This window comes from Spirillospora sp. NPDC029432, from assembly GCF_040703975.1.
Lineage (GTDB): Bacteria > Actinomycetota > Actinomycetes > Streptosporangiales > Streptosporangiaceae > Spirillospora.
Genome location: NZ_JBEZWH010000033.1, coordinates 23,598 through 36,510, shown reverse-complemented (window position 1 = coordinate 36,510; position 12,913 = coordinate 23,598). Strand labels below are relative to the sequence as shown.

12 protein-coding genes are annotated in these 12,913 nt (G+C 75.3%); 9 read left to right on the top strand and 3 right to left on the bottom strand.

The annotated features are described in order from the left end of the window. Positions 1-19: 19 nt before the first annotated feature. From AB0881_RS24495 to alc, 6 genes are read left to right on the top strand one after another with little or no spacing between them, the layout of a single operon-like run. Entirely contained in the window at positions 20-898 is an 879-nt protein-coding gene (locus tag AB0881_RS24495) for an FAD binding domain-containing protein (protein ID WP_366620224.1), read from the top strand. Beyond that, on the top strand, positions 898-1,377 hold the full coding sequence (locus AB0881_RS24490) for a (2Fe-2S)-binding protein (protein ID WP_366620222.1): 480 nt from the start codon (positions 898-900) through the stop codon (positions 1,375-1,377). The genes AB0881_RS24495 and AB0881_RS24490 overlap by 1 nt, the downstream gene beginning before the upstream one ends. Continuing rightward, positions 1,374-2,735: an 8-oxoguanine deaminase gene (locus AB0881_RS24485; RefSeq protein ID WP_366620220.1), complete on the top strand. Its 1,362-nt coding sequence runs from the start codon at positions 1,374-1,376 to the stop codon at positions 2,733-2,735. The genes AB0881_RS24490 and AB0881_RS24485 overlap by 4 nt, the downstream gene beginning before the upstream one ends. Continuing rightward, positions 2,732-5,044: a xanthine dehydrogenase subunit D gene (pucD, locus tag AB0881_RS24480; protein ID WP_366620218.1), complete on the top strand. Its 2,313-nt coding sequence runs from the start codon at positions 2,732-2,734 to the stop codon at positions 5,042-5,044. Before AB0881_RS24485 ends, pucD begins: the two co-directional genes overlap by 4 nt. Position 5,045: 1 nt before the next feature. Continuing rightward, complete coding sequence (allB, locus tag AB0881_RS24475; RefSeq protein WP_366620216.1) at positions 5,046-6,368, top strand: allantoinase AllB; 1,323 nt, start codon at positions 5,046-5,048, stop codon at positions 6,366-6,368. Positions 6,369-6,375: 7 nt separating this feature from the next. After that, complete coding sequence (gene alc / locus AB0881_RS24470) at positions 6,376-7,476, top strand: allantoicase (RefSeq protein WP_366620214.1); 1,101 nt, start codon at positions 6,376-6,378, stop codon at positions 7,474-7,476. On the opposite strand, the gene AB0881_RS24465 is transcribed toward alc, so the two are convergent. Further along, on the bottom strand, positions 7,463-7,699 hold the full coding sequence (locus AB0881_RS24465) for a DUF397 domain-containing protein (RefSeq protein ID WP_366620212.1): 237 nt from the start codon (positions 7,697-7,699) through the stop codon (positions 7,463-7,465). The two genes, alc and AB0881_RS24465, sit on opposite strands and share 14 nt — an antisense overlap. A 139-nt stretch (positions 7,700-7,838) precedes the next feature. Next, positions 7,839-8,450: a TetR family transcriptional regulator gene (locus AB0881_RS24460; protein ID WP_366620210.1), complete on the bottom strand. Its 612-nt coding sequence runs from the start codon at positions 8,448-8,450 to the stop codon at positions 7,839-7,841. Positions 8,451-8,719: 269 nt separating this feature from the next. On the opposite strand from AB0881_RS24460, the gene AB0881_RS24455 reads away from it, so the two are divergent. The 3 genes from AB0881_RS24455 (at position 8,720) to AB0881_RS24445 (ending at position 11,496) form a co-directional block, all read left to right on the top strand. Next, positions 8,720-9,832, top strand: coding sequence for an acyl-CoA dehydrogenase family protein (locus tag AB0881_RS24455; protein WP_366620208.1), 1,113 nt, complete (start codon positions 8,720-8,722; stop codon positions 9,830-9,832). A gap of 1 nt (position 9,833) precedes the next feature. Beyond that, a complete protein-coding gene (locus AB0881_RS24450) occupies positions 9,834-11,006 on the top strand; it encodes an acyl-CoA dehydrogenase family protein (RefSeq protein ID WP_366620206.1) in 1,173 nt (390 codons plus the stop codon). A 199-nt stretch (positions 11,007-11,205) separates the two neighbouring features. Beyond that, on the top strand, positions 11,206-11,496 hold the full coding sequence (locus AB0881_RS24445; RefSeq protein WP_366620204.1) for a hypothetical protein: 291 nt from the start codon (positions 11,206-11,208) through the stop codon (positions 11,494-11,496). A 59-nt stretch (positions 11,497-11,555) separates the two neighbouring features. Here AB0881_RS24445 and AB0881_RS24440 read toward each other — a convergent pair whose 3' ends face one another. Beyond that, on the bottom strand, positions 11,556-12,794 hold the full coding sequence (locus tag AB0881_RS24440; RefSeq protein ID WP_366620202.1) for a sigma factor-like helix-turn-helix DNA-binding protein: 1,239 nt from the start codon (positions 12,792-12,794) through the stop codon (positions 11,556-11,558). Between the last annotated feature and the right edge of the window lie 119 nt (positions 12,795-12,913).

Below are 12,913 nucleotides of genomic sequence, written 5' to 3'. Positions count from 1 at the left end.
CGCGGCAGAGGCGGGAGGCATGGCGTTCCTGCGTCCCGCGACCTGGGAGGACGCGCTGGCGGCGCGCGCGGAGCATCCGGGCGCGCTGCCCATCCAGGGCGGCACCGACGTCATGGTCGAGATCAACTTCGATGCGCGCCGGCCGGCCGCGCTGCTGGACCTGAATCCGGTCCGGGAGCTGGCCGAGTGGGACCTGGCCGACGGCCGGCTGCGGGTCGGCGCCGGCGTGACCTACACCCGGCTGATCGAGGAGCTGGGGGACCGGCTGCCCGGCCTGGCGCAGGCGTCCCGGACGGTCGGCTCGCCGCAGATCCGCAACCGCGGCACGGTCGGCGGCAACCTCGGCGCGGCCTCGCCCGCGGGCGACGCCCACCCGCCGCTGCTGGCGGGCGACACGGTGATCGAGGTGGAGTCGGCGGCGCGCGGCGTCCGGATGATCCCGGCCGGCGCGTTCTACACGGGCGTGAAGCGGAACGCGCTGGAGCCGGACGAGCTGATCCGGGCGTTCTGGACGCTTCCCGCGACCGGCCCGCAGTACTTCGCCAAGATCGGCACCCGGAACGCGATGGTGATCGCGGTGTGCTCGTTCGCGATCGCGCTGCATCCGGCGGAGCGGCGGGCCGGGACCGGGCTGGGCTCGGCGGCGCCGACCCCGCGCCGCGCGGCCGCCGCCGAGGGGTTCCTGAACGCCGAGCTGGACTGGGAGGGCCGCTCCCCGCTGCCCGCACCGGTGGCCCGGCGCTTCGGCGAGCTGGTCGCGGAGGCCGCCGCGCCGATCGACGACGTCCGGGGAACGGCCGGCTACCGCGCCCACGCCCTGGCCGTGCTTGCGCGCCGCGCCCTGACCTGGGCATGGAACGACTACACCGGAACGACCGGCCGGAGGGAGGCGTCCTGATGCGGGTGACCTTCGTCGTGAACGGCGCGGAGCAGACCGTGGACGGCGTGTGGGAGGGCGAGAGCCTGCTGTACGTGCTGCGCGAGCGGATGGGCCTGCCGGGCTCCAAGAACGCCTGCGAGCAGGGCGAGTGCGGGTCCTGCACCGTCTACCTGGACGGGGTCCCGGCGTGCGCGTGCCTGGTGGCGGCCGGGCAGGCGGCGGGCCGCGAGGTCCGCACGGTCGAGGGCCTGGCGGGGCCCGGCGGGCTGGATCCGGTGCAGGAGGCGTTCGTGGAGGCGGGCGCCGTCCAGTGCGGGTTCTGCACGCCGGGGCTGGTCGTCCAGGCGCACGACCTGCTCGGCCGGGTGCCCGACCCGTCCGACGCCGAGATCAGGGAGGCGCTGGCGGGGAACCTGTGCCGCTGCACCGGCTACGAGAAGATCCTGGACGCGGTGCGGCTCGCCGCCGCCCGCAAGCGCGAGGAGGCGGCGCCGTGACGATCGTCATCGAGAACGCCCATGTCGTCACGGTCTCCGGCGCGGAGCACCCGTCCGGCCACGTGGTCGTCGACGGCGACCGGATCACCGCGGTCGGCCCGGGACCGGCGCCGGCCGCCGAGGGCCCCGGGAGCACGGAACGGATCGACGGCACCGGCTGCCTGCTCACGCCCGGCCTGGTCAACACCCACCACCACCTCTACCAGTGGGCCAGCCAGGGCATGGTCGCCGACGGCACGCTGTTCGAGTGGCTGACCGCGCTCTACAAGCCCTGGTCGAAGATGGACGCCGAAGTGGTGAGCGGCGCGGCGACCGCGGGGCTGGCGTGGCTGGCGCTGTCGGGCTGCACGACGTCCACCGACCACCACTACCTGTTCCCGCGGGGGCGCGGCGACCTGTTCGCGGCGGAGATCGAGGCGGCGGCCGAGGTCGGCGTCCGGTTCCACCCGTGCCGGGGGTCGATGGACCTGGGCGAGTCGCGGGGCGGGCTGCCGCCGGACGAGGCGGTGGAGGACCTGGACACGATCCTGGCCGAGACCGAGGCGGCGATCGACCGGTACCACGACCCCTCGTTCGGCTCGATGCTGCGCGTCGCGGTGGCGCCGTGCTCGCCGTTCTCGGTCACGCGGGACCTCCTGGTCGAGTCGGCGAGGCTGGCGCGGGCGAAGGGCGTGCGGCTGCACACCCACCTCGCCGAGACGCTCGACGAGGAGGACTACACCCGCGAGCACTTCGGGAAGACGCCGGTCGAGTACATGGACTCGCTCGGCTGGCTCGGCGCCGACGTCTGGCTCGCGCACTGCGTCCACCTGCACGACACCGACGTGAAGCGGCTCGCCGAGACCCGTACCGGGACGGCGCACTGCCCCAGCTCCAACGCCCGCCTCGGCTCCGGCATCGCCCGAGTGTCGCACCTGCTGGAGGCGGGCGCGCCGGTCGGGCTCGGCGTGGACGGCTCCGCGTCCGCCGAGCTGGTGCCGCTCGCCGGCGAGATCCGGCAGGCGGTCTACATGCAGCGGGCCCGGTACGGCCCGCGCGCGCTGACCGCCCGCCGGGCCCTGGAGATCGCGACCCTCGGCGGCGCCCGCTGCCTGGGCCGCGAGGACGAGATCGGCACGCTGGAGCCCGGCAGGCTCGCCGACCTGGCGCTGTGGCGGGTGGACGGCTTCCACGCGGCCGTCGACGATCCGGTGGTGGCGTTGGCGTTCGGCGCGACCCCGCCGCTGGAACGCCTGATCGTCGCCGGCCGGACCCTCGTCGACGGCGGCACGCTGGTGTCCGTACCGCAGGACGAGGCCGGGCGGCGCGGCGCCGAGGCCCACCGCCGCCTGATGCGCCTCGCCGGGGAGGCGTCGTGAAGAGGCTCGACGAGCGCACCCGGCCGGCCGGCGGGATCGGCGAGAGCCCGCGCCGGCCGGACGGCACGCTGAAGGTCGCGGGCGAGTTCGCGTACGCGTCCGACCTGTGGATGGACGGGATGCTGTGGGGCGCGACGCTGCGCAGCCCGCACCCCCGCGCCCGGATCAGGTCCCTGGAGACCGCCCCGGCGCTGGCCGCGCCGGGCGTGCACGCCGTCCTCACCCACGAGGACGTGCCGGGCCGCAAGATGTACGGCCTCGACCACACCTCCGACCGGCCCGACCAGCCCGTGCTGGCGATCGGCGAGGTCAGGTACGAGGGCGAGCCCGTCGCCATCGTCGCCGCCGACCATCCCGAGACCGCCCGCCGCGCGCTGGAGCGGATCGCGATCGAGTGGGAGGTGCTGGAGCCGATCACCGACGCCCGGGCCGTCGCCGCCGACCCCGAGCGGCTCAGGGTGCAGCCGCGCGGCGGCATCACCCGCCACCAGCCGGTCCGGGCCGGCGATGTCGGGCGGGCCAGGGAGCGGGCGCCGGTCGTGGTCACCGGCGAGTACGAGGTCGGCATCCAGGACCAGGCGTTCCTCGGCCCCGAGTCCGGGCTGGCGGTGCCCGCCGAGGACGGCGGCCTCGACCTGTACGTGTCCACGCAGTGGCTGCACAACGACGTCCGGCAGATCGCGCCCTGCCTCGGCCTGCCCGAGGACATGGTCAGGATGACGCTGGCCGGGGTCGGCGGCGCGTTCGGCGGCCGCGAGGACCTGTCGATGCAGATCCACGCGGGCATGCTCGCGATGCGCACCGGCCGGCCGGTGAAGATGTCGTACAACCGGTACGAGTCGTTCTTCGGGCACGTGCACCGGCACCCGGCGTGGATGCGGTACGAGTACGGCGCCGCCGAGGACGGCCGGCTGCTCTACGCAGACGTCGAGATCGTCCTGGACGGCGGCGCGTACACCTCGTCCACCGGCGCCGTCGTCGGCAACGCCGCCTCGCTCGGCGTCGGGCCGTACGAGATCCCGAACATCAGGATCGACGCGTACGGCGTCTACACCAACAACCCGCCGTGCGGCGCGATGCGCGGCTTCGGCGCCGTGCAGGCGTGCTTCGCGTACGAGTCGATGATGGACAAGGTGGCGGCGGCCTGCGGGATCGGGCCGCTGGAGGTGCGCCGCCGCAACGCCGTGTCCCAGGGGGCGCGGATGGCGACCGGCCAGGCCATCGACTCCCCGGCCCCGATGGCGGAGATGCTCGACCGGCTGGAGGCGGTGCCGATGCCCCCGGCCCGCGCCGGGGACGACCTGCGCGAGCTGCCCGGCGGGGTGTCGCAGGCGACGCGCGGCGAGGGCGTCGTGCGCGGCGTCGGCTACGGCGTCGGGATCAAGAACATCTGCTTCTCCGAGGGCTTCGACGACCTGTCCACCGCCCGCGTCCGGCTGGAGGTGATCGGCGGCGAGCCGGCCGTGCTGGTGCACACCGCCGCCGCCGAGGTCGGCCAGGGCCTGGTGACGATCCAGGAGCAGATCGCCCGTACCGAGCTGGGCGTCGAGAAGGTCACCGTGCAGCCGGCCGACAACCGGGTCGGCGACGCCGGCTCCAGCTCCGCCTCGCGCCAGTCGTACATGACGGGCGGCGCGGTGAAGGCGGCCTGCGAGGCGGTCCGGGCCCGGCTGCTGGCCCTGGCCGGGGAGCGGCTCGGCCGCGACCCCGCGGAGCTGGCGGCCCGCGGCGGCAAGATCGTCTCCCGTGCGGCCGGGGTGCTCGCCGCCGTCGAGGACGTGCTCGGCGCGGACGCGATCGAGGAGACCCGCGAGTTCCACCACCGCCCCACGACCGCGCTCGACCCCGTCACCGGGCAGGGCGCCAGCCACACGCAGCTGGCGCTGTGCGTGCACCGCGCCGTGGTGGACGTGGACACCGAGCTGGGGCTGGTCAAGGTGGTCGAGCTGGCCGCCGTCCAGGACGTCGGCCGCATCCTGAACCGGCAGGCGCTCGAAGGGCAGATCCACGGCGGCACGGCGCAGGGCCTCGGGCTGGCGCTGATGGAGGAGATCCAGGTCGCGGGCGGCAGGGTCCGCAACCCGTCGTTCACCGACTACCTGATCCCGACCGTTCTCGACATGCCGCCGATGCGGCTCGACATCCTGGAGTATCCGGACCCGAACGCGCCGTACGGCCTGCGCGGCGCCGGCGAGCCGCCGACGCTGTCGTCCACCCCCGCGATCGTCGCGGCGGTCCGGGACGCGACCGGCCGTCCGCTCACCCGGGTCCCGGTACGCCCCGAGCACATCGCGGGCGTGGAGGGCTGACATGGGGCCGGTGGACGGTGACCTGGTCGTCCGGTCGTCGCGGGTGGTGCTGCCGGACGGGGAGCGCCCGGCGGCGGTGACCGTGCGGGACGGCCGGATCGCCGCCATCACCGGCCCCGGCACGGCCGCCGACGTCGATCTCGGCGCGACCGCCCTGCTCCCGGGGCTGGTCGACACCCACGTCCACATCAACGAGCCGGGCCGTACCGAATGGGAGGGGTTCGCCAGCGCGACCCGGGCCGCCGCTGCCGGCGGCGTGACGACGCTGGTCGACATGCCGCTCAACTCGCTGCCGCCCACGACGACCGCCGCCGCGCTCGGCGCGAAGCGGGCGGCGGCGCGGGGGGCCGTCCACGTGGACGTGGGGTTCTGGGGCGGCGCCGTCCCCGGCAACCTGCCGTCGCTGCGCCCCCTGCACGAGGCGGGCGTGTTCGGGTTCAAGTGCTTCACCGCCGACTCCGGGGTGCCGGAGTTCCCGCCGCTGCCGGACGCGGCGATGCGGGCGGCGGCCGCGGAGATCGCCGCGTTCGGCGGGCTGCTGATCGTGCACGCGGAGGACCCGGCGGCGCTGGCGGCGCCGGCCGACGGCGGCTACCCGGCGTTCCTCGCGTCGCGGCCGCCGGAGGCCGAGCGGCGCGCGGTCGAGCGGGTGATCGCCCTGGTCGAGGAGACGGGGGTGCGGGCGCACATCCTGCACCTGTCGGCCGCCGCCTGCGTGGAGCCGCTGGCGGAGGCGCGGGCGCGCGGGCTGCCGGTCAGCGCCGAGACCTGCCCGCACTACCTGGTGCTGGCGGCCGAGGACGTGCCGGGGCCGGCGGCGACCGCGTACAAGTGCTGCCCGCCCATCCGCGGCGCCGCCAACCGCGAGGAGCTGTGGCGGGCGCTGGCGGACGGCGTGATCTCGTGCGTCGTCACCGACCACTCGCCGTGCGTCCCCGAGCTCAAGCGCGGCGACTTCGCGACCGCGTGGGGCGGGATCTCCTCGCTCCAGCTCGGGCTGCCGGCCGTCTGGACGGCGGCGCGCGAGCGCGGCCACGGCCTCGCGGACATCGCGCGCTGGACGGCCGCGGGGCCCGCCGCGCTCGCCGGGCTGGACGGCCGCAAGGGCCGCATCGCCGTGGGCGCGGACGCCGATCTGGTGGCGTTCGACCCGGACGCGTCCTTCGTGGTCGACCCGGCCGGGCTGCGGCACCGCCACCCCGTCACCCCGTACGCGGGCCGCGCGCTCACCGGGGCCGTCCGGACGGTCTGGCTGCGCGGCCGGACCATCGACGGCGCCGGCGACGGCGCCCCGCGCGGCGAGCTGCTCGCCCGTCCCCGTTAGGAGCCACGTGACCGAGCCGCCCGCCCCGCCCTTCGCGTCCCATCCCGACCTGGCGCTGCGGACCCTCGGCGGGTCCGTGATCGCCGCGAGCGACGAGTCGTTCGAGGAGAAGGAGAACCTCGTCAACCCGTGGCCGCCGGCGTTCAGCCCCGGGACGTTCGGGGCGCGGGGGCAGGAGTACGACGGCTGGGAGACCGCGCGGCGCCGCCCGGACGCGGACGGCCGGCTGGGCCACGACTGGGCGATCGTCCGGCTCGGGCTGCCCGGCGTGATCCGCGGGATCGTGGTCGACACCGCGTGGTTCACGGGCAACTTCCCGCCGTACGCGTCCGTCGAGGCGTACGGGGCGGACGGCGCGTACCCCTCGGTCGCCGAGCTGGCCGGTGCGGACTGGACCGAGATCGTCCCGCTGAGCCCGCTCAAGGGCGACGCGGTGCACGCCTTCCCGGTGGACGCCGCGCGCCGCTTCACGCACGTGCGGCTCAACATCCACCCGGACGGGGGAGTGGCGCGGCTGCGCGTGCACGGCGAGCCCGTCCCGGACCCCCGCCTGCTGGACGGGCTGACCATCGACCTGGCGGCGCTGGAGAACGGCGCCCGCGTGGTCGAGTGCTCCGACATGTTCTACTCGTCGCCGGACCACATGCTGTTCCCCGGGACGGCGCGGAACCAGTCCGAGGGCTGGGAGACCGCCCGCCGCCGGGGTCCCGGCAACGACTGGGCGATCGTCCGGCTGGCGGCGCCCGGCGTGATCCGGCTGGCCGAGTTCGACACCGCGCACCTGAAGTTCAACGCGCCGGCCGAGGTGGCGCTGGCGGGGATCGACGCCCGTACCGGCGACCCGGGCGATCCGGGCGCCTGGCACGAGCTGCTGGGGCGGACGCGGGTGCAGCCGGACGGGTGTCACCGGTTCCGCCTCGCGGCCGGCCGCGAGGTCACGCACGTGCGGCTGGACGTCCACCCGGACGGCGGCCTGTCCCGGCTGCGCCTGCTCGGCGACCTGTCGCCGGCCGGGACGCGGCTGCTCGCCGACCGCTGGAACGCGTTGACCGGCGGCCGCGGGGAGAGGGAGCGGGGCCCCTCCCCGGGCGCGGTCACGACTCGGTGACGGGCTCCTCCTCGAGGAGGTCGTCGAACTCGCCGTCCTTGACCCCGGCGACGAAGGCGTCCCACTCGGCCTCGGTGAAGTAGAGGATCGGCCCCTGGGGGTTCTTGGAGTCACGCATGACCACGGCCCGCTCGCCGAAGTCCTTGTGGCTCACGGGCACGTCCTTGCCGTCGACGAACTCGATGACGACACCGTCGCTGATAAGCGGTTCCTGTTCGGTCACTGCACACCTTCTCCGTCCGGACACTCGGGTGGGCCCCAGGCTAGTAGGGCGGTGCCCGCGCTCGGCCATGACGGCGTTATGTCCAGGATGGGGCGCCACCGAAACGCCGCGAACGCGATGCCGCGCACCCGACCGGGGCTCAGAAGTCGGTGAGGAGGCGGGCGGCGATCGTCTCCAGCCGGCCCTGGATCTCGTCGGCGGTGGTGGTGCCGCGCAGCAGCTCGATCATCTCCATCGTCCAGACGCCGGTCAGCGCCCGGACGACGACCCGGCGCGGGTCGTCCTCGGGGATGTCGCCGGTGTCGGCGGCGCCGGCGGCGGCGCGCAGCAGCATCGCGCCCATCCGCCGCCCGAAGTCGTGGAAGTCGGTCTTGGCGTCCGACAGCAGCAGCGAGCGGATCAGCGCCTCGGCCAGCTCGGGCTCGCGCATCAGCCCGCGGCAGGCGCGCATCAGCACGTCGATCGCCCGCCGGGCCGGGTCCTCCGCCCGCGGCGGCCGGCGCTCTATGCTGGCCTCCAGCAGGTTGAGCTCCTCGCTCACCACGGCGACGACGAGGTCCATCTTGGACGGGAAGTAGCGGTAGAGGGTGCCGAGCGCGACCCCGGCCCGCTCGGCCACGGTGCGCATCTGCATCGCCTCGACCCCGCCCCGCGAGGCCAGCGCGGCGCCGGCCTGCACGATCCGCCGCCGGCGCTGGTGCTGGCTGCGAGATCGCACGCCCCGCTCGGTGGCCGTAGGCTCTGCGGTCACGGTTGGAGTCCCTTCGGTGGCGGGCGCGCGGCGCCCGGTCGGCACCCCTAGCGTACCGCGCGAGCGAGAACGTGTTATCTGATCGGCGGTCCGATAGTCCGGCCGGGGTCCGGTCAGGCGACCGGTCAACGGGTGCTCGCATGGCGAATCGGCTGGATCTCGGAGCTCGGCGGCCCTCTGGACAGGAACTAGAATCTGTTCTAGTTTGCTCGCCGAGAGGTGGTTCCGGCGGGACCGGGCGCCTCCCGGCGTCCGGAAGGAGTGGACTGGTGGACTTCAACCTCGACGAGACCCGGCAGGAGCTGCGGGATCTCGCCGCCGGACTGCTCGGGCGGGAGGCGTCCCGCGAACGGCTGGAGGCGTTCGAGAAGACCGGCGCGCCGTACGACGCCGCCGTCTGGAAGGCCCTCGGCCAGGCCGGGCTGCTCGGCGCCTGCCTCCCCGAGGCGGTCGGCGGCGCGGGCCTCGGCACGATCGAGCTGACCGTGCTGCTGCGGGAGATCGGCGCGCATGTCGCGCCCGTCCCGGCGTACGCCTCGCTCGCGCTCGCCGCGGCCACGATCGGCGCGCACGGCACCCCGGAGCAGCAGGCCCTGCTCGCCCCCCTGAACGACGGCGAGGCGGTGCTCACCGGCGCGTACCGCGAGGTCGGCGCGAGCGGCACGGTCGCCGCCACCGCCCGCCCCGACGGCGACGGCTACGTGCTCGACGGCGTGAAGACCTACGTCCCGTACGCGGCGGAGGCGTCCCGCATCCTCGTCCCGGCCCGCGTCGGCGGCCCGGACGGCGCGATCGGCGTCTTCCTGGTGGAGCCGGCCGCGGTGAAGATCGCGCCGCAGCACTCGGCGACCACCGAGCCGCTGTCGCGGATCGAGCTGGCCGGCGCGCGGGTCGGCGCGGACGCCCTGCTCGGCGGGGCCGCCGACGGCGCCGCCTGGACGACGTTCCGCCGCGCCGCCGTCGCGGGCGCGGTCGCGCTGTCGTCCGGCGTGATCGAGGGCGCGCTGAACCTCACCACCGAGTACGTCAAGACCCGCGAGCAGTTCGGCCGCGCGCTCGCCCAGTTCCAGGCCGTCACCATGCAGGTCGGGGACGTCTACATCGCCAAGCGGACGCTGGACGTGGCCGTCTGGGCGGCGGCCTGGCGGATCGCCGAGGGCCGCGCCGACGCCGACGGCGACCTGGCGGTGGCCGCGTACAGCGCGTGCGGCCCGGTCGTGGAGGCCCTCTACACCTGCCAGCACCTGCACGGCGGGATCGGGCTGGACGTCACCTACCCGCTCCACCGCTACTTCGGGTGGGGCAAGCAGATCGGGCACATGCTGGGCGGGGCCGCGGACCAGCTCGACGCTCTCGGCGGCGTCATCGCACAGGAGGCGTGAGTTGTTCATCGACCTGACCGACGAGCAGAAGCGGCTGCGCGCCGAGCTGCGCGAGTACTTCGAGAACTGCATGGACGCCGCGACGCGCGCGGCGATCACCGCCGACCCGTTCGGCGACGCGTACCAGGAGCACTGCCGCAAGCTGGGCCGCGACGGGATGCTGGGCGTCGGGCTGCCCAAGGAGTACGGCGGCCGCGGCTTCGGCCCGGTGGAGCAGCAGCTGTTCGCCAACGAGATCGCGCGCGCCGAGGTGACGTACCCGATCATCACGCTGAACTCGGTGGCGCCGACGATCCTGGAGTACGGCACCGACGCGCAGCGCGAGTTCTTCATCCCGCGGATCCTGGCGGGCGAGTGCCACTTCGCGGTCGGCTACAGCGAGCCCGGCGCCGGCACCGACCTCGCCGCGCTGCGCACCACCGCGGTCCGCGACGGCGACCACTACGTGATCAACGGCCAGAAGATCTTCACGTCCGGCGCGCACACCGCCGACTACGTGTGGATGGCGTGCCGCACCGACCCGGACGCCAAGAAGCACAAGGGCATCTCGATGCTCATCGCCGACTGCAAGGACCCCGGGTTCTCGTGGACGCCGATCATCACGATGGACGGCCGGCACCACACCAACGCCACGTACTTCCAGGACGTCCGGGTGCCCGCCGACATGCTGATCGGCGAGCCGAACAAGGGCTGGGACCTGATCACCAGCCAGCTCAACCACGAGCGCGTCACGCTGGGGCCGGCGGGCAACATCGCGTCCAAGTACGTCCGGTTCGAGCGCTGGGCCCGCACCACCGCGGGGCCGGACGGCGCGCCGCTGCTGGACGACCCGGCGGTGCGCCGCGAGGTGGCCCGCGTCTACTCCTACCTGCGCCTGAACGAGCTGCTCAACTGGCAGGTCGCCGCCAACCAGGACCTCGGCTGGCTGGGCGCCCCGGACGCGTCGGCCACCAAGGTCTACGGCTCCGAGCGCACGCAGGAGGTGAGCCGGATCATCGGCGACGTGGTGTCCCGGTACGGCGACCCCGGCGACCCGGCGACGGCGGAGCTGATCGCGGAGATCGACGCCCGGGCCAAGGGCGCCCTGGTGCTGACGTTCGGCGGCGGTGTCAACGAGATCCAGCGCGAGCTGATCGCGATGATCGGGCTGGGCCTGCCGCGCGCCCCGCGCTGACGCCCGCCCCGCGCCGACGGTTCGCCCCGCGCCGGCCGCCCGTCCCGGCGTAGACTGCCGCCGAGCGGGACGGAAGGCCATGAGGAAGGCCGGGGATGGGCAAGCACAGCAAGCCGCCCACGCGTACCTGCCCAGGTTGCGACGGGTCCGGGACGCACCGGGGGCAGACCTGCGGGGTCTGCCGAGGCGAGGGGATCATTTGACGACGTATCCGCCGGACGGCTGCACGTTCGAGGTGTCCTACACCCTCGGCAGGCGGGGGACGGGGCACGAGTCGTTCGGCGACGTCTACGCGCTCGGCCGCTGGTTCCGGGAGATGGAGCGCCGCGGCGCGTTCGCCCCCGAGGACTTCCGGACGCCCGACGAGGACGGCCGCAACGGCTACCGGATCGTGTGCGTGACGGCCGACCAGCGGGTGCCGATCAGCTACTTCCACCCGCTGCTGGTCATGGGGCGCATCGAGGGCGCCCGCACCGCGTTCGCCGAGTAGCCGACGTTCGCCGAGCAGCGAGTGTTCGCCGAGCAGCCCGCGTTCGCCGGGCCGCCCGGTCAGCCGCTCGTGGTGGGGCTGGGCGCCGGGTTGGACGTCGGGCTCGGCTCCGGCTCCGGCGTCCCGGTGGGCGGGTCCGTCGGCGGCTGCGAGGGGTCGGTGGGCTGCCCGGTGGCGGGCGGCTCGGTGGTGGGCGGCGCGGACGGGTCGGTCGGCGGGGGCGTCTCGCCGGGGTCGGACGGTTCCGGCGCGGAGGAGTCCGGCGGCGCCGTCTCGGACGGCGGGGCCGTGGTCTCGGGCGACTTCCCGGGCGTGGAGGTCTCGGGTGCGGGTGTCTTGCCGCCGGGCGCCGCGCCGGCCCCGGGCGGGGCGGTCGTCGCCGGCTGCCGCTCCTCGGTCGCCGCGCTCGGCGCCGGAGCGGACGTCCGGTCGGCGCCGGGCCCGCCGGAACGGGTGGCCGAGCCGGTCGGGGTGTTCTCTCCCGCCGACGGGCCGCCGGCCTGGCTGTTGCCGGCGGACGGGACCACGGCGTTGACGCCGCTGCCCTTGCCGGTCGGCCAGCTCACCAGCATGCCGACCGCGGCGGCGACGGAGGCGGCCATCCCGGCCACCGCGCCGACGCCCTTGAACGCCTTGCGCCGCCGGGCGCGGTCGCGTCCCGGGGAGTCGGCGACCTCGGAGCCGATCACGACCAGCGGGCTGGGCGACACCACGCCGGTCAGCGGCCGGCCGGCCTCGCCCTCGCACGCGGCGAGCACCTGGTCGCGCAGCCACGCGGGCGGCCGGTCGGGGACGCGCCCAGCCAGCAGCCGGGGCAGCCTCCCCTTCTCGAACGCGGCGACGACCTCGGCGTGCCGGGCCGGGTCGGCGGCGCCGCGCATCAGCAGGTCCAGGACGGCGTTCTCCAGCCGGGTGCGCGCGGTGGCCAGCAGCGCCTGCGCGGTGTCGGGCGCGATGCCGAGCACCCGCGCGATGTCGGGCACCTCCAGCCACTCGCCGGCGTGCAGCAGCAGCGCCTCGCGCTGGTCGGGACGCAGCCCGGCGGCGGCGCGCAGCAGCGGGTCGGCGGGGTCGCCGAGGTCCGGCCGGGTCCCGGCGAAGGCGCCGAGGGACGCGCAGGCCGACCGCGACAGCGCGTACAGCCACAGCACGGTGTCACCGCGCGGCGGGTGCTGGACCGCCGCCACGAAGGTGTCCCGGACGCCGGCCGCCGCGCCCGCGCCGCCGGTCAGCGACCAGCAGTGCGCGTGCACCCGGACGGCGTGCGCGTCGTAGAGGGCGCCCAGGTCCCCGCGCATGTGACCTCCGTCGTACTCCCGGTCGTGACCCCGCCTGCGGCTCGGACAAATCAGTGGGAAACGGGACTCTAGTGCACTGGCCGCACGTCTGAGAAGTCCGGGTCGTCCGATCGTGTCGG